Raw genomic sequence first — 20939 nt, 5'->3', positions numbered from 1 at the left:
GCCCGGTTACATTCCGAACCCGGAAGCTAAGCCTTACAGCGCCGATGGTACTGCAGGGGGGACCCTGTGGGAGAGTAGGACGCCGCCGAACAAATATTGAAAGGGTTGGACCCTGAACTTCGGTTCGGGGTCCAACCCTTTTTTGTTGTGCGTCACTTGAAGTTCACGTTGCGCAATCACCATCCGAGCATGGGTACTGCTGCAATGCTCAGGGCCGCAGGCGTCGGACTCGGTGACGAGGTCGTCGTGCCGGCGTTCGGGAACGTGGAAGTCGCCGAGGCCGTCACCCTGGCGGGTGGCCTGCCGGTGTTCGCCGACATAGATCCGGTGACCTACTGCCTGGACGTGTCCGCTGTCGAAGCGGCCGTAACTCCGCGTACGGCGGCGATAGTTGTCGTACATCGATTCGGTCGGTCGGCTGATGTCGGGCGGTTGCTCGGGGTTGGGCAGCGGCATGGGCTGCTGGTGTTGCAGCAGGGGGAGTCCGAGGCGCCGTACGACGAAGTCGCTCAGCGGCGGGAGCGGGCTGCCTATCTTGATGCGAAGTTGCGTGGGGTGCGGACGCCCGATGGTGGGGACGGGCACACCTACCAGCAGTACGTCGTGCGGGTGCCGGGGAACGGGCGGCCGGATCGTGACGCCTTCGCTCGGGCCGTGCGCGGTAGGGGAGTTGAGTGCCGGGTGCCGGTGAAGACTCCTGTGCATCGGCTGCCGGAGTTCCGGCGGTGTGTGGCTCTGCCGGAGACCGAGCGGGCCGCGGACGAGACACTTGCGCTGCCCGTGGACGCCTCGTTGACCAAGCGGGAGATGCAGAGGATCGTTTCTGCATGCAACGCGCTCGGGGGACTGTTGCAGCCCGCTTTCTGATCGAGTCAGGGTCGGGAGGCGGTGGTTGGGCGCACGGGCCTGTTCGGGGTATGATTCTTTTCGTTGCCGCGAGGGAAACCTCGGGAAAGCGACAGGCCCTCTTAGCTCAGTCGGTAGAGCGTCTCCATGGTAAGGAGAAGGTCAACGGTTCGATTCCGTTAGAGGGCTCCAGATATCAGAAGGCCCCGCCCAATTGGGCGGGGCCTTCTGCGTGTTCGGGGTCGGTCAGTCCTTCTGGAGGCCCGGGACGCGCATCGCGAGGATGGCCATGTCGTCGGAGGGGGCGTCCGACGCGAAGCGTTCGACCGCGCGCATCACACGGGCCGCCACGGCTCCCGCGGTGAGGCCCGTGCAGGTCGTGAGGACTTCGGTGAGGCCGTCGTCGCCGAGCATGCGGGTGCCCTCTCGGCGCTCTGTGACGCCGTCCGTGACACACAGGAGGACGTCTCCGGGGTCGAGGGTGACCGTCTGCTCGTAGAGCTCCAGGTCGTCCATGACGCCGAGGAGGGGCTGGGGTTCGGCGGCGGGTTCGACGGTGCCGTCCTGGCGGAGGCGGAGCGGGAGGGGGTGGCCGGCGCAGACCACCTTCAGTTCGGCGCTGCCGTCCTCCTGGGGCCACAACTCGCCGTAGAGGAGCGTCAGGAACCGGCTGCGGGCTCCCTCGTCGAGGATCGCGGAGTTGAGGCGCTCCAGGACCGCGGGGCCGCCGAAGCCCTCCCTGGCGAGCAGGCGGAGGGCGTGGCGGGCCAGGCCGGTGACCGCGGCCGCCTCGGGGCCGGTGCCGCAGACGTCGCCGATGGCGAAGCCGTAGACGCCGTCCCGGATGGGGAACAAGTCGTAGAAGTCGCCGCCTACTTCGTTGCCCTCGCCGGCCGCGCGGTAGATGACCTCTACCTCGACGCCCTCGATGTGCGGGAGGTCGGGGGGCAGGAGGCTGCGCTGGAGGGACTGGCTGATGGCCGTGCGCTCCGAGTAGAGGCGGGCGTTGTCCAACGCCAGTGCCGCTCGGCGGCTCAAGTCCTCGGCCAGTTCCAGGATTTCCTGGCGGAAGTGTTCGTCGGTGGGCTTGCCGAGGGTCAGCATGCCGATGACGCGGTTGCGGGCGACCAGGGGGAGGACGACTGTCTCGCCGCCAACTGCCGAGGCCGTGGCGAGAGTTGGGCCGATGCCCGAGCTGACGCGGCGGGTCGGTTCGCCTAGGCCGAGGCTGCGCATGGAGGTGCGCAGGGCGGCCTGGTGGGCGGCCTCGGCGGGGGCGGCCCAGACGCGGGCGCCGGGGGTGGGGACCGGGTCCGGAGGGGCGATCTTCGAGAGCAACGACTTGATGCCGTCGATGAGTTCCTCGTCCTCGTGCAGGACGTAACTGAGGTACGGGTCCGAGGACTGGTCGGCGATCGTGTAGACCGCGCACCAGGTGGCGAGGGTCGGGACCGTCATCTGGGCCATCAGGGCCAGGGTCTGGTCGCGGTCAAGGGTGCCCGCGAGGAGGTCGGAGGCCTCGACCAGGAAGCTGAGGGAGCCGCGGCGCAGGCGTTCCAGTTCGCCGAGGCGGGCCGACTCGACCGCCAACGCGATGCGGTCCGCGGCGAATTGGAGGCGGAGCGCTTCTTCGTTCGAGTACTTGTTGGGGCCTTCGGCTGCGACTCCGAGGGAGCCGGTGAGGCGGCCCTCCACCTTCAGGGGGACCGTGACGACCGAGCGCATTCCGGTGCCGCTCAGGAGCGGTACGGCGCCCGGGACGGCCTGGAGGTCCTCGTGGACGGCCGGCATGCGGGCGGAGCCGTAGCGGCCGGGGCCCGCTTCGACGGGCACGCGCGCGAAGCGCTGGCGGGCGGAGGGCAGGCCGGTGGAGGCGCGGACCTCCAACTCCGTTTCGTCGTCGGTCGCGAGGAGGAGGAAGGCGGAGTCTCCGTCGAGCATGTCGCGGGCGCGCTCGACCGTGCGCTGGAGGAGGCCGTCGAGGTCGTCCGGCGCGGGGGAGCCGATGAACACCTCGAAGGGGTCGGTGTTCTGGCCGTCCGGGGTGGACGCTGCGTCGGGGGCGGGGCCGCGCAACGGGGTCTGCAGAACCGCGCGTTCGTGGTCCCTCACCAGGAGGCACACGGTTGACGGCTCGCCGTCCGTGTCGCGGACGCGGAGGTGGGAGGCGTAGACCGGGGTCACCCGGCCGTCGGCGCCGCGGATGCCGTAGGTGCCCTCCCAGCGGGAGAGGCGGAGGGCCTCTGCGATGCCGGTGCTGGTGCCCGGGGTGTGCGGCCAGGCGGCGAGGTCGGTGAGGGGCTTGCCGGTGACCAGCTCGGCGGCGTAGCCGAAGAGTTCCTCGGCGTCCTCGTTCCAGGACGCGATGGAGCCCGTACGGTCGATCTGGACGACCGCGACGCGGACCCTGCCGTCGGCGAGCGGGAGGAGGGCGGCAGGGAGGGACGGGCCGGCCGCGCGGGTGCCCACCGGGCGTGCGGGGAGGTCGAGTTGGAACCAGACCAGCTTCTTCGTGGGTGTGTAGTCGACGCCCCAGCGGCTGGCCAGGGCCGCGCACAGTTGGAGGCCGCGGCCGCCCTCGCGGTCCGGGCTGCTCATGGTGATCGCGGCCCCCTGGAGGGGGATCTCGCGCTCCGGGTAGTGGTCGGCGACCTCGATCCTCGCGCCGTCGTCACTCCGTAGGCACAGAACGTCCGCGGCCGTGCCGGCGTGGACGACGGCGTTGGTCACCAGCTCGCTGGTGAGGACCACGGCGTCGTCGATGATGTCGGCGAAGCCCCAGCCCTGAAGGGTGTCGCGGACGAAGGACCGCGCGGTGGCGACCGATCGTCCGACGGGCTCGAAGCTGGCGGCCGCGCGCGCGGTGATCACAGAACTCCTCGGCCTGTTGTCGGCGGGCAGGTCACCATGGCCGATCGGCGCCTGCCGGGGCACCGGCTGGTTTCCGGTCGGCGGGGGATCCTGAGGCGTTCCCCCAGGATGCAGTCCGGTGGTCATGGTGCGGTGCCCCTCCGATGCCTGCCCGCTCGTGCTCGTGCCACCGCCCAGGCCGGACGGAACCGGCGCGGCTGGACAGCCGCATGCAAGGTTACTTACCTTCACCGTCCATGCGGATGCCGGTCCGCAGTGTTTCCGTCCCCAGGGTGTGCGGACCGTGTGCGAAGCTGCCGAACTGTTATGGCCTGGTTCAGGCAGGGTGAAACACTGGGCAGGATTCTGGTGACGGTCCGGGCAGGCCGGGTGTCCTCTGTGGACGGAGGACGCCACACCCTGTTGAAGCCCGGTAAACCGGGCAGAGATACGCGGCGGTACCTGATACGCCGAGCAGTTGCACACCGGCACAGCGGTAACGGTCGACCCCTGCGGGAGGGACACAGTGGAGTCTGGCGCAGCGACGCGGGGCACTAAGACGCGCGCGAAAGGCGGACAGTCCCTGAAGAACCAGCGCAAACCGCGCAATGGGACCACGGAGGTGGACGCGGCCTCCTTGGACCGGCTGCTGACGGCTCTGGTCTCCATGCGGGACGGGAACTTTCGCAAGCGGCTCACGGTGTCGGGCGACGGCGTGATGTCCGAGATCGCCGCGGTGTTCAACGAGGTGGCCGACCGCAATCTGCATCTCACGGGTGAGCTGTCCCGGGTGCGGCGCATGGTGGGCCGTGAGGGAAAGCTCACGGAGCGGCTGGAGACGGGCGCCTGCGAGGGTTCCTGGGCCTCGGCCATCGATGCCTCCAACGCGCTCGTGGACGACCTCGTACGGCCCGTCTCCGAGGTCGGGCGGGTGCTGTCCGCGGTGGCCGAGGGTGATCTGTCGCCGCGCATGGAGCTGCGGACGCAGGCGCCGGACGGGACCGGGCATCCGCTGCGCGGGGAGTTCCTGAAGGTCGGGCGGACCGTCAACAACCTGGTCGACCAGCTGTCGACGTTCACCGACGAGGTCACGCGCGTGGCCAGCGAGGTGGGCACCGAGGGCAAACTGGGCGGGCAGGCACGCGTGCGTGGCATGTCCGGCTCGTGGAAGGACCTCACGGAGTCGGTCAACACGATGGCCTACCGGCTGACGGCCCAGGTGCGGGACATCGCCCTGGTGACGACGGCGGTCGCCAAGGGTGACCTGTCGCGGAAGGTCACCGTCCATGTCGCCGGCGAGATGCTGGAGCTCAAGAACACCGTCAACACGATGGTGGACCAGCTGTCGTCGTTCTCCTCCGAGGTGACGCGAGTCGCCCGTGAGGTGGGCACCGAGGGCGAGCTGGGCGGCCAGGCGCAGGTGCCGGGTGTGGCCGGGGTGTGGAAGGACCTCACCGACTCGGTGAACATCATGGCCGGCAACCTGACGGCCCAGGTGCGCGGGATCGCGCAGGTGACGACGGCTGTGGCCAACGGCGACCTGTCGCAGAAGGTGACCGTGTCGGCGCGGGGCGAGGTCGCCCAGCTCGCCGAGACGATCAACCAGATGACCGAGACGCTGCGGACGTTCGCGGACGAGGTCACGCGTGTGGCCAACGAGGTCGGTGCCGAAGGGCAGCTCGGCGGGCAGGCGAACGTGCCGGGTGCGGCGGGAACGTGGAAGGACCTCACCGATTCGGTGAACACGGTCTTCCGGAACCTGACGATCCAGGTGCGGGACATCGCCGCCGTGACGACGGCCGTGGCGAGCGGTGACCTGTCCCAGAAGGTCACGGTGAACGTGGCCGGCGAGATGCTGGAGCTGAAGAACACCGTCAACGGGATGGTCGACCAGCTGTCCTCGTTCGGTGCCGAGGTCACGCGCGTGGCGCGCGAGATCGGTGTCGAGGGTGAACTGGGCGGCCAGGCACAGGTGCCGGGCGCGGCCGGGACGTGGAAGGACCTGACGGACTCCGTCAACACGGCGTTCCGCAACCTCACCGGACAGGTGAGGAACATCGCGCAGGTGACGACGGCCGTGGCCAACGGCGACCTGTCGCAGAAGGTCACCGTCGATGTGTCCGGCGAGATGCTTCAGTTGAAGAACACCGTCAACACGATGGTGGACCAGCTGTCGTCGTTCGCCGACCAGGTGACCCGCATGGCCCGTGACGTGGGCACCGAGGGCCGATTGGGCGGCCAGGCGCGCGTGGACGGCGTCTCGGGCACCTGGAAGGAGCTCACCGACTCCGTCAACTCGATGGCCGGGAACCTGACTTCCCAGGTGCGCAACATCGCCCAGGTGACCACGGCCGTGGCCCAGGGCGACCTGTCCCAGAAGATCGACGTGGACGCGCGCGGCGAGATCCTGGAGCTGAAGAACACCATCAACACGATGGTCGACCAGCTCTCGGCCTTCGCCGACCAGGTGACCCGGGTCGCCCGCGAGGTGGGCACGGAGGGACGCCTGGGCGGGCAGGCGCAGGTGCCCGGCGTCGCCGGTGTGTGGCGCGACCTGACCGACTCGGTGAACGGCATGGCCGGCAACCTCACCGCGCAGGTCCGCAACATCGCGCAGGTCGCCACCGCGGTGGCCCGGGGTGACCTGTCCCAGAAGATCACCGTGGACGCGCGCGGGGAGATCCTGGAGCTGAAGAACACCCTGAACACGATGGTCGACCAGCTGTCCTCGTTCGCCGAGGAGGTCACGCGTGTGGCCCGCGAGGTGGGCACCGAGGGCCAGTTGGGCGGTCAGGCCGAGGTGCAGGGTGTCTCCGGCACCTGGAAGGACCTCACGCAGTCGGTGAACTTCATGGCGAACAACCTGACCATCCAGGTGCGCCAGATCGCCGAGGTCACGACCGCGGTCGCCAAGGGCGACCTCTCCAAGAAGATCACCGTCGATGCCAAGGGCGAGATCCTCGAACTCGTCACGACCGTCAACACGATGGTCGACCAGCTGTCGTCCTTCGCCGAGCAGGTGACCCGGGTGGCCCGCGAGGTGGGCACCGAGGGCATCCTGGGCGGCCAGGCGCACGTGCCGGGTGTCACGGGCATCTGGAAGGACCTCAGCGGCAACGTCAACCTGATGGCCAACAACCTGACCATGCAGGTGCGGAACATCTCCCAGGTCGCGGCGGCCGTCGCCAACGGTGACCTGACGCGGACGGTGACGATCGAGGCGCGCGGCGAGGTCGCGCAGCTCGCCGACACCTTCAACACCATGGTGAAGACGCTGAGTTCGTTCGCCGACCAGGTCACCAAGGTGGCCCGCGAGGTGGGCACGGACGGCATCCTCGGCGGTCAGGCGCGCGTGCCCGGTGTGGCCGGTACGTGGAAGGACCTCACCGAGTCCGTGAACGGGATGGCGTCCAACCTGACCGGTCAGGTGCGCAACATCGCGATGGTCACCACGGCCATCGCCAAGGGCGACCTGACGAAGAAGATCGACATCGACGCCCGCGGCGAGATCCTCGAACTGAAGACGACGATCAACACGATGGTCGACCAGCTGTCCTCGTTCGCCGAGGAGGTCACGCGTGTGGCCCGCGAGGTGGGCACCGAGGGCCAGCTCGGCGGTCAGGCACGCGTGCGTGACGTCGACGGCACCTGGCGCGACCTCACCGAGTCGGTGAACGAGATGGCCGGGAACCTGACCCGGCAGGTGCGTGCCATCGCGCGCGTGGCGACCGCGGTGACCCGCGGCGACCTGAACCTGAAGATCGACGTCGACGCGGCCGGCGAGATCCAGGAACTGCAGGACTACATCAACAAGATGATCGCCAACCTGCGCGACACCACGATCGCCAACAAGGAGCAGGACTGGCTCAAGGGCAACCTCGCCCGCATCTCCGCGCTGATGCAGGGCCGCCGCGACCTGGACGACGTCGCCTCGTTGATCATGAGCGAGCTGACCCCGGTGGTCTCCGCGCAGCACGGCGCGTTCTTCCTCGCGCTGCCCCTGGCGGACGCGGAGGGCGAGGAGGCGTACGAACTGCGCATGCTGGGGTCGTACGGCTACTCCATGGGGTCCATGCCGACCTCGTTCAGGCCCGGTGAGGCGCTGATCGGGACGGCCGCCCAGGAGCGGCGCACGATCCTCGTGGAGAACGCGCCCAGTGGGTATCTGAAGATCTCCTCGGGGCTCGGGGAGGCGCCGCCCGCGCAGGTGATCGTGCTCCCGGTGCTGTTCGAGGGGAAGGTGCTCGGGATCATCGAGCTGGCCTCCTTCACGCCCTTCACGCACATCCAGAAGGACTTCCTCAACCAGATCGCCGAGATGATCGCGACCAGCGTCAACACCATCTCCGTCAACACCAAGACGGAGGTGCTGCTGAAGCAGTCGCAGGAGCTGACCGAGCAACTCCGGGAGCGGTCGGCCGAGTTGGAGAACCGGCAGAAGGCCCTCCAGTCGTCCAACGCCGAACTGGAGGAGAAGGCCGAGCTGCTGGCCCAGCAGAACCGCGACATCGAGGTGAAGAACACCGAGATCGAGGAGGCGCGGCAGGTCCTGGAGGAGCGTGCCGAGCAGCTCGCGGTGTCGATGCGCTACAAGAGCGAGTTCCTCGCGAACATGTCGCACGAGCTGCGCACACCGCTCAACTCGCTGCTGATCCTGGCCAAGCTGCTCGCCGACAACGCGGAGGGGAACCTCTCCCCGAAGCAGGTCGAGTTCGCCGAGACCATTCATGGCGCGGGGTCCGACCTGCTCCAGCTGATCAACGACATCCTGGACCTGTCGAAGGTCGAGGCGGGCAAGATGGACGTCTCCCCGACGCGTATCGCGCTCGTCCAACTCGTCGACTACGTAGAGGCCACTTTCCGCCCGCTGACCGCGGAGAAGGGCCTCGACCTCTCCGTACGGGTGTCTCCGGAACTGCCCGCCACGCTGCACACCGACGAGCAGCGGCTTCTCCAGGTGCTGCGCAACCTGCTGTCCAACGCGGTGAAGTTCACCGACTCCGGGGCGGTCGAGCTGGTCATCCGGCCGGCCGGCGCGGATGTGCCGGTGGCGATCCGGGAGCAGCTCCTGGAGGCCGGTTCGCTGCGGGACGCGGACGCGGGCCTGATCGCGTTCTCGGTGACCGACACCGGGATCGGGATCGCCGGCAGCAAGATGCGGGTCATCTTCGAGGCGTTCAAGCAGGCGGACGGTACGACCAGCCGCAAGTACGGCGGTACGGGCCTCGGGCTGTCGATCTCCCGGGAGATCGCGCAGTTGCTCGGCGGTGAGATCCACGCGCAGAGCGAACCGGGACGCGGCTCGACCTTCACGCTGTATTTGCCGCTGCACCCCAGCGAACTGCCCCCGCAGGGCTACCAGCAGCTGCCCGCGCTGGAGGCGGGCGACCTGGTGGCGTCGGCGGCCGAACTCGCCGAGCTGTCGGAGCGGAGGGAGGTGGACTTCGAGACGCCGGCCGAGGTGAAGTCGTACCACGAGACACAGAACGGTGCCGCCGCGCTCTTCAGGCGCCGCCGTAGGGCCGTCGAGCAGTCCACCCAGCTGGGGCAGACCGTACGGGACCAGTGGGCGGCTCCGGAGTCGCCGCCGCCGTCACGCCGGGGCATCCGGTTCAACGGGGAGAAGGTGCTGATCGTCGACGACGACATCCGCAACGTCTTCGCGCTGACCAGTGTCCTGGAGCAGCACGGCCTGTCCGTGCTGTACGCGGAGAACGGCCGTGAGGGCATCGAAGTCCTGGAGCAGCACGACGATGTGACGGTCGTTCTGATGGACATCATGATGCCCGAGATGGACGGATACGCGACGACGACGGCGATCCGCAGGATGCCCCAGTTCGCCGGGCTGCCGATCATCGCGCTGACCGCGAAGGCGATGAAGGGCGACCGGGAGAAGGCGATCGAGTCCGGTGCCTCGGACTATGTCACCAAGCCGGTCGATCCCGATCACCTGCTGGCGGTGATGGAGCAGTGGATGCGTACGGAGTGAGGGAAACGACCGGACTTGACGGGAAAGCGGCGGGAACGGTGCGGGGAACGTCCGGTGGCCACGCGGAGTTGCTGACTCAGTGTGGCCGGAGCCGTGTAGAAGTACGGGATTCGGGGAACCTTCTGGTCTCCCGCCGCGTTTCTGCTACGTGCACAGTGACATCACGGTGACAGGGTGTGGCGACAGGCGGGGTGCGGCTACCATGACCGGCACAAGGACGGACGGCGCAAGAGAGTCGTCCCCTGGGGCGGCGCCCGGTGCACATCCGGGGCGAGGAGGGCGGGCCATGGTGCAGAAGGCCAAGATCCTCCTGGTCGATGACCGGCCGGAGAATCTGCTGGCGCTGGAGGCCATCCTCTCTGCGCTCGATCAGACACTGGTTCGGGCATCGTCCGGGGAGGAAGCGCTCAAGGCGCTGCTGACGGACGACTTCGCGGTCATTCTGCTGGACGTCCAGATGCCGGGCATGGACGGTTTCGAGACCGCCGCGCACATCAAGCGGCGGGAGCGGACCCGGGACATCCCGATCATCTTCCTCACCGCGATCAACCACGGCCCGCACCACACCTTCCGGGGTTACGCGGCGGGCGCGGTCGACTACATCTCCAAGCCGTTCGACCCATGGGTGCTGCGCGCGAAGGTCTCGGTCTTCGTCGAGCTCTACATGAAGAACTGCCAGTTGCGGGAGCAGGCGGCGCTGCTGCGGCTCCAGTTGGAGGGCGGCGGCAAGCCCGCGGCCGGTGCGGCCAAGGAACCGGCCGGACTGCTCGCCGAGCTGTCGGCGCGGCTCGCGGCCGTCGAGGAGCAGGCGGAGGCGCTGTCCAAGCAGCTCGACGACGAGTCGGCGGACGCGGCGGCGGTGGCGACCGCGGCTCATCTCGAACGCAAACTCACCGGGCTGCGCAGGGCACTCGACGCCCTGGAGCCGGGCACGGGGAGTGGAGCACCTTCGGTTCCGTCGCAGAACTGACGTCCGCCGCAGGCGCAGTTGTGCGTGAGCGGCCGTCAGTTCCCGGTCCCGTACGGGCGACACGAACGGGTGAAGCAGTGGACGCACGTGTCCCCTGCCGTCTCCACAGGTAACCTCACACCTATGGCCTCACGTCCCTCCGCAGCCAAGAAGCAGCCCGCCAAGAGGGCTGCTCCGGCGAAGGCTCCGGCGAAGAAGGCCGCTGCGAAAAGGGCCCCCGCGAAGAAGGCGGCCGTCAAGAAGACCGCCCGCCCGGCGCCCAGGCCGGCTCCCAGCCCCACCGGGGGCATCGTCAAGCTCGTGCGCGCCGTCTGGCTCGGCACCGCGCACGCCGTCGGCGCGGTGTTCCGCGGGATAGGGCAGGGCGCGAAGAACTTGGACCCGGCCCACCGCAAGGACGGCGTCGCGCTGCTGCTGTTCGGGCTCGCGCTGATCGTCGCCGCCGGTACCTGGGCCGATCTGCGCGGCCCGGTCGGCGACCTCGTCGAGATCCTGGTGACCGGCGCGTTCGGCCGGCTCGACCTGCTCGTGCCGATACTGCTCGCGGTGATCGCCGTGCGCTTCATCCGCCACCCCGAGAAGCCCGAGGCCAACGGCCGCATCGTGATCGGCCTGTCCGCGCTCGTCATCGGCGTGCTCGGCCAGGTGCACATCGCCTGCGGCGCGCCCGCCCGCAGCGACGGCATGCAGGCCATAAGGAACGCCGGCGGCCTCATCGGCTGGGGCGTGGCGACCCCGCTGACGTACACGATGGGCGAGGTTCTCGCCGTACCCCTGCTCGTGCTGCTCACGGTCTTCGGGCTGCTGGTCGTCACGGCCACGCCCGTCAACGCCATCCCGCAGCGCCTGCGGCTGCTCGGGGTGAAGCTGGGCATCGTCCACGACTTCGACGACGAGGACGAGTTCGTCGGCGAGGACGACGAGCGCTACGACGAGCAGTGGCGCGAGGCGCTGCCCGCGCGCCCCCGCAAGCGCGGGAGCGGCCCGGAGGCGTACGACCCCGACAGCGCGGAGCAGGACGCCCTCTCGAAGCGCCGGAGCCGCCCCAGGCGCTCCGCGGTGCCCCAGCCCGACATGAACCGCCCCATGGACGCCGTGGACGTCGCCGCGGCCGCCGCGGCGGCGCTCGACGAGGCCGTCCTGCACGGCATGCCGCCCTCGCCGATCGTCGCCGACCTCACCCAGGGCGTACGGGTCGGGGGAGACCGCGAGGACACCACCCCGACGCCCGTCCCGGCCCCCGCCGCGCGCCCCAAGCAGGAGAAGCTCAAGGCCGAGCCGGCCGAGCGCGTCGTGGCGGACCTGACCAAGGCGCCCCCGGAGGAGATGCGCGACCTGCCGCCGCGGGCCGAGCAGCTCCAGCTCGCCGGCGACATCACGTACGCGCTGCCCTCGCTCGACCTCCTCACGCGCGGGGGCCCCGGCAAGGCACGCAGCGCCGCGAACGACGCCGTGGTCGCCTCCCTGACGAACGTCTTCTCCGAGTTCAAGGTCGACGCCGCCGTCACCGGCTTCACGCGCGGGCCCACGGTCACGCGCTACGAGGTGGAGCTCGGCCCCGCCGTCAAGGTCGAGCGGATCACCGCGCTCACCAAGAACATCGCCTACGCCGTCGCCAGCCCCGATGTGCGGATCATCAGCCCGATCCCCGGCAAGTCCGCGGTCGGCATCGAGATCCCCAACACCGACCGCGAGATGGTCAACGTCGGTGACGTGCTGCGCCTCGCGGACGCGGCCGAGGACGACCACCCGATGCTCGTGGCGCTCGGCAAGGACGTCGAGGGCGGCTACGTCATGGCCAACATGGCGAAGATGCCGCACATCCTGGTGGCCGGCGCCACCGGCTCGGGAAAGTCGTCCTGCATCAACTGCCTGATCACGTCGATCATGTGCCGCGCGACCCCCGAGGACGTCCGCATGGTCCTCGTCGACCCCAAGCGCGTCGAACTGACCGCCTACGAAGGCATCCCGCACCTGATCACGCCCATCATCACCAACCCGAAGAGGGCCGCCGAGGCGCTCCAGTGGGTCGTACGCGAGATGGACCTCAGGTATGACGACCTCGCCGCCTTCGGGTACCGGCACATCGACGACTTCAACCAGGCCATCCGCGACGGCAAGCTGAAGACTCCGGAGGGCAGCGAGCGCGAGCTCAAGACCTATCCGTACCTCCTGGTGATCGTCGACGAGCTGGCCGACCTGATGATGGTCGCGCCGCGGGACGTCGAGGACTCGATCGTGCGCATCACGCAGCTCGCGCGCGCGGCCGGCATCCACCTGGTGCTCGCGACGCAGCGGCCGTCCGTCGACGTCGTCACCGGTCTCATCAAGGCGAACGTGCCCTCCAGGCTCGCGTTCGCCACCTCGTCCCTGGCCGACTCGCGGGTCATCCTCGACCAGCCCGGCGCCGAGAAGCTCATCGGCAAGGGTGACGGGCTGTATCTGCCGATGGGTCAGAACAAGCCCACCCGTATGCAGGGCGCCTTCGTCACCGAGGACGAGATCCACGCCGTCGTGCAGCACTGCAAGGACCAGATGACCCCGGTCTTCCGGGAGGACGTCACCGTCGGCACCAAGCAGAAGAAGGAGGTCGACGAGGAGATCGGCGACGACCTCGACCTGCTGTGCCAGGCGGTCGAGCTGGTCGTGTCCACGCAGTTCGGGTCCACCTCGATGCTCCAGCGCAAACTGCGCGTCGGCTTCGCCAAGGCCGGGCGGCTCATGGACCTCATGGAGTCCCGGGGCATCGTCGGACCCAGCGAGGGCTCCAAGGCGCGTGACGTTCTTGTGAAGGCCGACGAGGTGGATGGCGTGCTCGCGGTGATCCGCGGGGAGTCTGAAGGGTAGGCGTCCGCCGAAAGGTCCGCCGAAAGGATGCGACCGTGATCCACCCGTTAGAGATCCTCGGGCAACCGTTTCCCTTTGCCGTACGTCAAGTTGAGCGAGAAGACAGATCGGGCTCCCACCATGGGGTCCGTGTCTGGCTCGCCGTCGGGCGCTCCGGCCATACCGATGGCGTACAAAGTCCCACCGCCCGGTTGCCCCACCCTTCGGTACCCCCCCTAGACTGAATTTCCAGCACAGGCGGCTACACGCTCGAAAGGCGCCCCCGTGTCCATCGGCAACTCCCCTGAAGACGAGCGTCCGTTCGAAGACGGTCGTTCCTCAGACGGTCATGAGGAAGAAGCCCGCCCTTCCGTCGGCCGAACCCTGCAGCAGGCACGTATCGCCGCCGGGCTGACCGTCGACGACGTCAGCAGTGCCACCCGGGTCCGCATCGCCATCGTGCACGCCATCGAGGCCGACGACTTCACGCCCTGCGGCGGTGACGTCTACGCCCGCGGGCACATCAGGACCCTCGCCAGGGCCGTCCACATCGATCCCGCCCCCCTCCTCGCGCGCTACGACGACGACCACGGCGGACGCCCGGCCCCGACGCCGGCGGCGCCCCTCTTCGAGGCGGAACGTATCCGTCCCGAGCGCCGGGGCCCGAACTGGACCGCGGCCATGGTCGCCGCGATCGTCGCGGTGGTCGGCTTCGTCGGGTTCACGGCGTTCAAGGGCGGCGACAGCGACAGTGACGCCGCGTCACAGGTCACCCAGGGGGCCACGCCCAGCGCCGGCAAGCCCGCCGCGCCCAAGCCCTCGAACACCACCGCCACGCCCAAGTCCGACCCCTCCGACAGTGCCATCGCCGCCGCGCCGCAGGACAAGGTGACGGTCCAGGTGAGCGCGGTCGACGGCCGCAGCTGGATCTCCGCCAAGGACCACAACGGCCGGATGCTCTTCGACGGACTCCTCAAGAAGGGCGAGTCGAAGACCTTCCAGGACAGCTCGAAGGTCAACCTGATCCTCGGCGACGCCGGTGTGATCCAGCTCTACGTCAACGGCAAGAAGATCGAGGACGACTTCCAGCCAGGAGCGGTGGAGCGCCTCACGTACACCAAGGGCGACCCCGAGGTCGGCTGAGACCTCCAGGTCGGTTCCATCGGTCCGACGGGGTGCTTGTTCAAGGGGTTGGCCAAGATCGGCCAGCCCCTTCGACGTGGGGTGTCAGTGGGACGAAGTAGTCTTGAGCCCATGCCTGAACGCCGTACCGTCGCACTCGTCACTCTTGGCTGCGCCCGTAACGAGGTGGACTCGGAGGAGCTCGCAGGCCGCTTGGAGGCGGACGGCTGGCAACTCGTGGAGGACGCCGAGGACGCGGACGTCGCCGTCGTCAACACCTGTGGCTTCGTCGAGGCCGCCAAGAAGGACTCCGTCGACGCCCTCCTCGAAGCCAACGACCTGAAGGGTCATGGCAGAACGCAGGCCGTTGTCGCGGTGGGCTGCATGGCCGAGCGGTACGGCAAGGAGCTCGCCGAGGCGCTGCCCGAGGCCGACGGAGTGCTCGGCTTCGACGACTACTCCGACATCTCCGACCGCCTGCAGACCATCCTGAACGGCGGCATCCACGCCTCGCACACCCCGCGCGACCGCCGCAAGCTGCTGCCGATCAGCCCCGCCGAGCGGCAGGAGTCCGCCGCCGACGTCGCGCTGCCCGGCCACGGCCCGGTCGACCTCCCGGACGGGCTCGCGCCCGCCTCGGGCCCCCGCGCGCCCCTGCGCCGCCGCCTGGACGGCTCCCCGGTCGCCTCGGTGAAGCTCGCCTCCGGCTGCGACCGCCGCTGCACCTTCTGCGCCATCCCGTCCTTCCGTGGCTCGTTCATCTCCCGCCGCCCGAGCGACGTCCTGAACGAGACGCGCTGGCTGGCCGAGCAGGGCGTCAAGGAGATCATGCTGGTCTCCGAGAACAACACGTCCTACGGCAAGGACCTGGGCGACATCCGCCTCCTGGAGACGCTACTGCCCGAGCTGGCGGAGATCGACGGCCTGGAGCGGGTGCGGGTCAGCTACCTCCAGCCCGCAGAGATGCGCCCCGGGCTCATCGACGTGCTCACGTCGACGCCGAAGGTCGCGCCCTACTTCGACCTGTCCTTCCAGCACTCCGCGCCCGACGTGCTGCGCTCCATGCGCCGCTTCGGCGACACGGACCGCTTCCTCGAACTGCTCGACACCATCCGCTCCAAGGCCCCGCAGGCCGGAGTCCGCTCGAACTTCATCGTGGGCTTCCCCGGCGAGACCGAGTCCGACCTGGCCGAGCTGGAGCGCTTCCTGAACGGCGCGCGCCTGGACGCCATCGGTGTCTTCGGCTACTCCGACGAGGAGGGCACGGAGGCGGCGACGTACGACAAGAAGCTCGACCAGGATGTCGTGGACGCGCGGCTCGCGCACATCTCCCGGCTCGCCGAGGAACTCGTCTCGCAGCGCGCCGAGGAGCGCGTCGGCGAGACCGTGCAGGTGCTGGTCGAGTCGGTGGACTCCGAGGACGGCGCCTACGGCCGCGGTGAGCACCAGGCGCCGGAGACGGACGGCCAGGTGCTCCTCACGAGCGGCGAGGGCCTGAGCGTCGGCCGTATGGTCGAGGCGAAGGTGGTCGGTACGGAAGGTGTCGACCTGGTGGCCGAGCCGCTCCTGGGCTCGCTCGCGTGTAGTGAGGAGGCGGGCAGATGACCGGAGTCCCGGCATCGGCGGCGGGCGACACCTCCAGCGCGAACGGCGCGCCCGTGAGCGCGGGTTCCGGTGCGGCCTCCGGTGGCGCCCCTTCCGGCGCGATGTCGGGCAACGTCTCCGGTGGTGCCCCCTCCGGTGGTGCCTCGCCCGGTGTCGTGGAGACCGGTGTGCCCGGCGGTCCGCGGCCGGCGCGCGGTGCGAAGGTCGTCGCCGCGGCCGTCAACCAGGCGAGCGTCTGGAACATCGCCAACTTCCTGACCATGCTCCGGCTGCTGCTCGTCCCCGGCTTCGTCGCGCTGATGCTGGCCGACGGCGGGTACGACCCGGCGATGCGCTCGTTCGCCTGGGCGGCGTTCGCCATCGCCATGATCACCGACCTGTTCGACGGCCATCTGGCCCGCACGTACGACCTCGTCACCGACTTCGGGAAGATCGCCGACCCCATCGCCGACAAGGCGATCATGGGCGCGGCGCTGATCTGTCTGTCCTCGCTCGGCGATCTGCCGTGGTGGGTGACCGTCGTCATCCTCGGCCGGGAACTCGGGATCACGCTGCTGCGTTTTGTTGTCATCCGGTACGGCGTGATTCCCGCGTCGCGCGGCGGGAAGCTGAAGACGCTCATCCAGGGCGTGGCCGTAGGGATGTATGTGCTGGCGCTGACGGGCTGGCTGGCCACGCTGCGGTTCTGGGTGATGGCCGCGGCCGTGATTCTGACCGTGCTGACCGGGCTGGACTATGTGAGACAGGCCATTGTGCTGCGTCGGCAGGGAATCGCCGAGCGGATGGCGGCGTCGGAGGAGACGGAAGCGTGAGTTCCACGGCCACTGAAGTGGTGCGACTACTGACGGTGAGCGGTGCGACGCTCGCTGTCGCCGAGTCGCTCACCGGTGGCCTGGTTGCGGCGGAGATCACATCGGTGCCCGGAGCCTCCAAGGCCTTCCGCGGTTCGGTCACCGCCTACGCCACCGAGCTGAAGCACCAGCTGCTCGGTGTCGACGCCGGTCTGCTGGCCGAGCGCGGAGCCGTGGACGCGCAGGTCGCGGCCCAGATGGCGGCCGGAGTGCGGAAGGCTCTGGGTGCCGACTGGGGCATCGCGACCACCGGCGTGGCGGGCCCGGAGCCGCAGGACGGACAGCCCGTGGGCACCGTCTTCGTGGCCGTGGACGGCCCCTTTGGACCCGATTCGGGTGCCGCCGGTGGCGGGAAAGTGGCCGCGCTGCGGTTGAACGGCGGCCGGGCGGAAATTCGTATGGAGAGTGTACGGAGCGTACTCGCGCTGCTTCTGGAGCGGCTCGTGAGCGAACAGACCGGGAATGAGCGGACACAGGATACGGAACAGAACGGGGGGTTTTGATGTTTGCAGCCCTGAGTGAACACGACATCGCTCCCCGCACGGCCGCGGCGCAAGGCGGTACGGTGGGGCGAGAAGGATGCGGCTACGCGGTCCGAGGAGGGAGCCACCGATGATTCTGCTCCGTCGCCTGTTGGGCGATGTGCTGCGTCGGCAGCGCCAGCGCCAGGGCCGTACTCTGCGCGAAGTCTCCTCGTCCGCCCGAGTCTCACTCGGCTATCTCTCCGAGGTGGAGCGGGGGCAGAAAGAGGCTTCCTCTGAACTGCTGTCCGCCATCTGCGACGCGTTGGACGTACGGATGTCCGAACTCATGCGGGAAGTGAGCGACGAGCTCGCTCTCGCCGAGCTGGCCCAGTCTGCTGCGGCCACCGGTTCTGTGCCCACGTCGGTACGTCCGATGCTGGGTTCCGTGTCGGTGACCGGTGTGCCACCGGAACGGGTGACCATCAAGGCGCCCGCCGAGGCGGTGGACGTGGTCGCCGCGTGACGCTCACGCTGGTGTAGACCGATGAGGCACTGACCAGCCTCAGTTTGAAGTGTGCGGGCCCCGGCCGGGGTTTCTCCAGAGAGATCTGGAGGGGTGCGGTCGGGGTTTTTCGCGTTTGCGGGTTCTCGGGGGGGGGGGGGCTTGCAGGTAGCCCGTACGGCCGGCGCGGTCCGTTTGCCGGTGTGGTCCGGTGCGGTCATGGTTGAGGCGAGTGGTGCGTCCGTGTGCCGGTGATGCGCCCTTCTTGCGGGTGACCGTGACGTTCTAGCGTCGGGCTGGAGGTGGGGCCATGGCGGGGCGAATAGCACGCTGGGGGCTCGCGCTCGGGCTCTGCGCCGTGTGGTGGTGGGCCGTGCTGCGGCTCGCGCTGACGCCGCACGCGGGGGCGCTGGAGGGGGCCGTGGCGGCCGGGGGGTGGGGGTTGAGCCTGCTTCCGGTGCACTGCATGCCGAAGGCGCGGGCGGTTGGGGCTGTGGCTGCGGGGCGGTGGCGGGCGGCTTGGCGGGGGGCCGTGATGCCGGGCGGTGGGGGCATGTCGCCGGAGCTTGGTGTGACTGACGCCGGGGTATTGCCGGATGTCGGCTTGATGGGTGCTGGGGTGTGGCCGGACTCCGGTTCGATGGGCGGTGGGGTGGGCGCTGGGGTGGGCCCTGGTGGGGCGGATTCCGAGGTGTGGCCGGACGCGGCGGTGTCGCTGGACCGTGGGGTGACGGGCGGTGGGGCGGAGTCGGACCCCCGGGCGACGGTCGGTGAGGTAGGGCCGGATGCCGGCGTGACGGACGCTGAGGTGGGGTCGGTGGGTGGGGCGTTGCCGGGTGGGACGGACGCTGGCTGGGATGACGGACGTTGGGGTCATGCCGGACCTGGGAGTGACGGACGTTGAAGTGGGGTCGGTGGGTGGGGCGTTGCCGGGTGGGACGGACGCCGGGATGACGGGCGCTGGGGTGTGGTCGGCGGATGCGCCGTTGCCGGGTGGGAGGGGCACTGGGATGACGGACGCTGGGGTGTCGTCGGCGGACGCGCCGTGGCCGGGCGACGGACCATCGCCGGGTGCCTGGCCGTTGTCGGCCCCCGGACCGGTGCAGGGCGTCGAGTCGGTGCCGGTTACCAAGGCATCGCCACGCCGCCGTTCGGGCGGAGGATCTGGCCCGTCGTGAACGATGACGCGTCCGACGCCAGATGCAGCACGGCGTGGGCGATGTCCTGCGGCTCACCTACCCGGCCCAGCGGCGACAGCCGGGTCATCATCGCTTCGGTACGGGCCTGTGCCTCGGCCTCGTGGTGATCGGTCATGGGCGTGCGGACCCAGCCCGGCGCGACCGCGTTGACGCGGATGCCGTGCCGGCCCAGCTCCGTCGCCAGTGTCTTCGTCAGCTGGACTACGGCCGCCTTGGTCACGCTGTAGCAGAGGAGTCCGGCTCCTCCGGTGTCGATCGCGCCCGACGCCATGGTGACGATGCTGCCCCTGGTGCCGCGGTCGAGCATCAGCCGGGCCGCCTCCTGGCAGGCGTACAGGACGCCCTTGAAGTTGACGTTCAGCACGCGGTCGAGATCCTCGTCCCGGGTCTCCAGCACGGTGCTGCTGTGCATGATCCCGGCGACCGCGGCCATGACGTGCAGCTCCTCGCAGGAGTCCACGGCCTGCTTCAGCTGGGCGCGGTCGGTGACGTCGAGGTGGTGGGTGCGGGCGGTGCCGCCCTTGTCCTTGATCAGGGTCGCCGTCTCGTGCAGGCCCTGCGCGTCGCGGTCGGCGCAGTGCACGGTGGCGCCCGCCTCGGCGAGCAGCACGGCGGAGGCACGGCCGATACCGCTGGCGGCGCCGGTGACGAAAGCGGTGCGTCCGGTGAGGTCGTACGCCTTGACGGGCATGAACCGACCGTACGAGGGTTTCTGACGGGTCGTCAATTAGTCGTACGGTGCTGAGTTCTGGGGGGAGTGGTGGTGCCCGGCGCGGGGCCTACCTGGCAGGTGGGGCACCAGTAGGTGGGGCGGTCGCGGGAGCCGTCGCCCTGGTTGGCCGTGCGGAGGGGGGTGTTGCAGCGGAGGCAGGGGCGGGGGGCTCGGCCGTAGACGAAGAGGTCTGGGGTGTGGGGGTGTGGGGGGTGGTGGAGTGTGGTGCGGGTGCCCGGGGTGGGGTGGGTTGGGGTGCCGGGGGTTGGCATGCGGTTTGGGTTTGGGGTGTTGGTCGTGAGGGTGCTTGTGGTGTTGCGGACGGGGCGGTCGCGGTTGGCTTCCAGGAGGCGCTGGGCGATGGCGGGCAGCTTCGCGGCGCGGTCGGCGGGGAGTGCGCCGATGGGGAGCCAGGGGGTGGCGCCGAGGAGGAAGCAGAGTTCGCTTTTGTAGATGTTGCCGATGCCGGCCAGGTTGCGCTGGTCGAGGAGGGCCTCGCCGAGGGGGCGGGCGGGGTCAGCGAGGAGGTTGGCGAGGGCCAGTTCGGGGTTCCAGTCGGGGCCCAGGAGGTCGGGGCCGAGGCGGCCCACGGCGCGGTGTTCTTCGGTCGTGCGGATGAGTTCCAGGACGGGGAGGCGGTAGCCGACGGCCGTGCGGTCGGCGGTGCCGAGGATCACGCGGATCTGGTGGGCCGGGCCGCCGCTCCAGCGCTGGCCGTTGGCGTACACCCTCCAGGTGCCGTCCATCCGTAGGTGCGAGTGGAGGGTTAGGCCGCCCTCGATCCGGGTCAGCAGGTGTTTGCCTCGGGGGGTGACGTCCAGGACGGTGCGGCCGGTGAGGTCTGCCGTGGCGTATTTGGGGACGCGGAGGTCGCTGCGGGTCAGCACCTTGCCCGCGAGGGCGGTGTGGAGACGCTTCGCGGTCTGCCAGACGGTGTCGCCTTCAGGCATGGGTCAAGGGCTGTCTCTTATACACATCTCCGAGCCCACGAGACTAGGCATGA

At 69.5% G+C, this 20939-nt stretch carries 12 protein-coding genes, 1 tRNA gene and 1 rRNA gene; 11 read left to right on the top strand and 3 right to left on the bottom strand.

Annotation, left to right across the window (positions count from 1 at the left end):
* The 3 genes from rrf to OO69_RS46675 form a co-directional block, all read left to right on the top strand.
* Positions 1-91 (top strand): 5S ribosomal RNA (rrf, locus tag OO69_RS49695); the annotation flags it as partial.
* Positions 92-204: 113 nt separating this feature from the next.
* Positions 205-867 (top strand): DegT/DnrJ/EryC1/StrS family aminotransferase, encoded by a 663-nt coding sequence (locus OO69_RS46680; protein WP_033287124.1) that lies wholly within the window; start codon positions 205-207, stop codon positions 865-867.
* A 95-nt stretch (positions 868-962) separates the two neighbouring features.
* A tRNA-Thr gene (locus tag OO69_RS46675) sits at positions 963-1038 on the top strand.
* Positions 1039-1092: 54 nt separating this feature from the next.
* On the opposite strand, the gene OO69_RS46670 is transcribed toward OO69_RS46675, so the two are convergent.
* Positions 1093-3843, bottom strand: coding sequence for a SpoIIE family protein phosphatase (locus OO69_RS46670; protein ID WP_033287123.1), 2751 nt, complete (start codon positions 3841-3843; stop codon positions 1093-1095).
* A 379-nt stretch (positions 3844-4222) separates the two neighbouring features.
* On the opposite strand from OO69_RS46670, the gene OO69_RS46665 reads away from it, so the two are divergent.
* From OO69_RS46665 to OO69_RS46630, 8 genes are all read left to right on the top strand, one after another.
* Positions 4223-9685, top strand: a complete 5463-nt coding sequence (locus tag OO69_RS46665; protein WP_106971242.1) for a HAMP domain-containing protein — start codon at positions 4223-4225, stop codon at positions 9683-9685.
* 286 nt (positions 9686-9971) lie between these two features.
* On the top strand, positions 9972-10655 hold the full coding sequence (locus OO69_RS46660; RefSeq protein WP_033287121.1) for a response regulator: 684 nt from the start codon (positions 9972-9974) through the stop codon (positions 10653-10655).
* Positions 10656-10778: 123 nt separating this feature from the next.
* A complete protein-coding gene (locus tag OO69_RS46655) occupies positions 10779-13502 on the top strand; it encodes a DNA translocase FtsK (RefSeq protein WP_033287120.1) in 2724 nt (907 codons plus the stop codon).
* A 264-nt stretch (positions 13503-13766) separates the two neighbouring features.
* Complete coding sequence (locus OO69_RS46650; protein ID WP_033287119.1) at positions 13767-14624, top strand: helix-turn-helix domain-containing protein; 858 nt, start codon at positions 13767-13769, stop codon at positions 14622-14624.
* Positions 14625-14735: 111 nt separating this feature from the next.
* Positions 14736-16208 (top strand): 30S ribosomal protein S12 methylthiotransferase RimO, encoded by a 1473-nt coding sequence (rimO, locus tag OO69_RS46645; protein WP_051801816.1) that lies wholly within the window; start codon positions 14736-14738, stop codon positions 16206-16208.
* A complete protein-coding gene (gene pgsA, locus OO69_RS46640) occupies positions 16205-17020 on the top strand; it encodes a CDP-diacylglycerol--glycerol-3-phosphate 3-phosphatidyltransferase (RefSeq protein ID WP_033287118.1) in 816 nt (271 codons plus the stop codon). The genes rimO and pgsA overlap by 4 nt, the downstream gene beginning before the upstream one ends.
* A complete protein-coding gene (locus OO69_RS46635; protein ID WP_033287117.1) occupies positions 17017-17562 on the top strand; it encodes a CinA family protein in 546 nt (181 codons plus the stop codon). The genes pgsA and OO69_RS46635 overlap by 4 nt, the downstream gene beginning before the upstream one ends.
* A 109-nt stretch (positions 17563-17671) precedes the next feature.
* Positions 17672-18046: a helix-turn-helix domain-containing protein gene (locus tag OO69_RS46630; RefSeq protein WP_019060943.1), complete on the top strand. Its 375-nt coding sequence runs from the start codon at positions 17672-17674 to the stop codon at positions 18044-18046.
* A gap of 1104 nt (positions 18047-19150) precedes the next feature.
* Here the strand turns inward: OO69_RS46630 and OO69_RS46620 are convergent.
* Both OO69_RS46620 and OO69_RS46615 read right to left on the bottom strand, forming a co-directional pair.
* On the bottom strand, positions 19151-19915 hold the full coding sequence (locus OO69_RS46620) for an SDR family NAD(P)-dependent oxidoreductase (RefSeq protein WP_033287116.1): 765 nt from the start codon (positions 19913-19915) through the stop codon (positions 19151-19153).
* Positions 19916-19947: 32 nt separating this feature from the next.
* Positions 19948-20886 carry a DNA-formamidopyrimidine glycosylase family protein gene (locus OO69_RS46615; protein WP_033287115.1) on the bottom strand — a complete coding sequence of 313 codons (939 nt, stop codon included), beginning with the start codon at positions 20884-20886 and terminating at the stop codon, positions 19948-19950.
* Positions 20887-20939 lie beyond the last annotated feature (53 nt).

This window comes from Streptomyces sp. NRRL F-525, assembly GCF_000716605.1.
Classification (GTDB): Bacteria; Actinomycetota; Actinomycetes; order Streptomycetales; family Streptomycetaceae; genus Streptomyces.
Note: the sequence above shows the minus strand (reverse complement) of the source record. Positions and strands in the feature narration are given on the sequence as shown.